Source organism: Patescibacteria group bacterium (assembly GCA_018896645.1).
Lineage (GTDB): Bacteria > Patescibacteriota > Patescibacteriia > UBA2591 > JABMQE01 > JAHIMF01.
Genome location: JAHIMF010000081.1, coordinates 1 through 2,054, shown reverse-complemented (window position 1 = coordinate 2,054; position 2,054 = coordinate 1). Strand labels below are relative to the sequence as shown.

2 protein-coding genes are annotated in these 2,054 nt (G+C 37.0%); both read right to left on the bottom strand.

Translation table 11 applies throughout. The annotated features are described in order from the left end of the window. Positions 1-284: 284 nt before the first annotated feature. A complete protein-coding gene (locus KKD20_06015; protein ID MBU4332640.1) occupies positions 285-1,466 on the bottom strand; it encodes a phosphatidylserine decarboxylase in 1,182 nt (393 codons plus the stop codon). A gap of 175 nt (positions 1,467-1,641) precedes the next feature. After that, entirely contained in the window at positions 1,642-1,833 is a 192-nt protein-coding gene (locus KKD20_06010; protein ID MBU4332639.1) for a helix-turn-helix domain-containing protein, read from the bottom strand. Positions 1,834-2,054 lie beyond the last annotated feature (221 nt).

Genomic DNA, 2,054 nt, shown 5'->3' with positions numbered 1-2,054 from the left:
CCGATTGATTTATACCTAATGCATCTCGCAACTATTTTTTAAAAAAAGAATAATTTTTTAAAACCTTTGTCGTATTAATATTAAGATGTAGAAAAATTTAAAAAAACTAATTCTTTTAACCACTGGTGACGATTCAATGAGGTAAATATAGGCTCTTGAAAATTGTCAAAAGAACCGTCCCCTTGACAATTTTCCCCTTGACAATTTTTATCTTCATCTCCTCCATTAGAGGAGCTTTCATTGATTTTACGCGGACCGCGTAGCCTTCCGGACAAAGAAAACTCTTATCTGGAAGCAGGCTTTGTCGATATGCCGATCTTTTGTCTGACTTTAACCGAAATGCCTTCATCTCCAGTAACTTGAACGGGAATGGAAAGTGTGAATTTTACGACGTCAGGCTCAAAAATCAATAGAATTGAAGAACCGCCATATTTAAAATGGCCAATTTCTTCTCCCTTCTTAATATAATTCCCAACCTTAACTTTAGGCTCAGTTATGATTGACCCAACACCCCAGAACCCAACCGGGATCATGGCCACCAGTCCAAATTCCTTGGTCTCAATTAGATAACACGTTCGTTTGTGTTTTGCGAGTTGTTTGTACCAGTTTACATTCGCAAAGTTATAATTATACGAGCCAGCGTATTCGCCGACTTCAACGATCTTGCCAGATACAGGTGAGTGAAAGTAATGATAGTCGGTAAACCATAACAAGATATCTAAAACTAGTCCACCAATGAATCTATCGGCATAAGGACTGTTGTTAAGCGCCTGCCGGATGTTTATTACATCTCTTTTTATTTTAAAGTTCGTGCCCAGGTCCTCTGCGTAGATTTGGCAGACGGTACCATCCGCCGGAGAGACGATGACAGAAGGGTCGTTCTTGCCGTCAAGCGGTCGGGCCCCGGGTTTGAACGGCCGCAAGAAGAATTCATTAAAAGTTTTGAAACCTCCTTTAGGCACAATGTAATCATTTATTTTTACATCAGGGTACGACATCCATTGGTCCATGGTTGCGGCTGAGGAGGCTGTGTCTAAATATTGACCCTTGGCATTGACAAAGGCAATAAACCATGAGCTGAAAACATTATTATTGAAGAGAATTTCACCAGCTTCTGAATTGGCAAGTTCATCAAAAGGTCTTATATATTTTGCAGGATCCTCAGGGACAGGATTTTCAACGAGCCATTCCTCGAAGAATTTTACAAAATCATCGGAGGTTTTACCGCCCCAGTATGAATTCTTTGGCTGTATTTTTAAGGCTTTGTCAATTTGTTGTTTCATAGACGGAGTATTGCTGATTAAATCCTTCAGGTTCGTTACAGCTTTTTTATAGTCAACTTTCGTTTCTTCCGAGGCTTGGAGTTGTCCCGAGGCTCCTGCCAAGACTATATTTGACGGGATAATCATTCCTGCTAATATTACTATCGCAAAAATAAGTTTCATTCTATCAATTATCTTTTTCATTTTTTTGCCTCCTGTAATGGTTAAATGTTAAAAAAACCGACCTTTGTTATAGCTTTCTCCGATCAACCCATAATCCACCACCGTTCTCTGATTTTTCACCTATCTCAATTCTGATGATAGGCAATGTGATTAATGCTTTTTGATCTCACCACTGATTTTTATGCTTGCCATAAATTTACCTTATTAATTCCTCTATGCTGATATTTAATACTTTGGCAATCTTCGCTATTGTCTGAACAGAAGGTTTTTTAACAACATTGGATTCTAACTTTATTAAAGTAGTATAAGGAATATCGGCCTTTCTTGCAAGGCCATCTTGTGTAAGGCCTTTCTTCTTTCTAAATTTCTTTACATTGTCTCCAATCATATTTGTTCCTCATATTTTTTACTCTTAGCATTGTTTCCAATTTTTGATAGCATAATTAGAGTAACACTCTTTGACGTCCAATATTATACTAAATCCAAAATAATTTTGCAATAAAATTTTAGTTTTTTGTTTATATAGGTAAGTCTACACCTTTTTATTTCTCTTTGGCAATCTTTCCTCTATTGCTCATAGTATTCACCAAGAAAGAAAGTTACTATTAT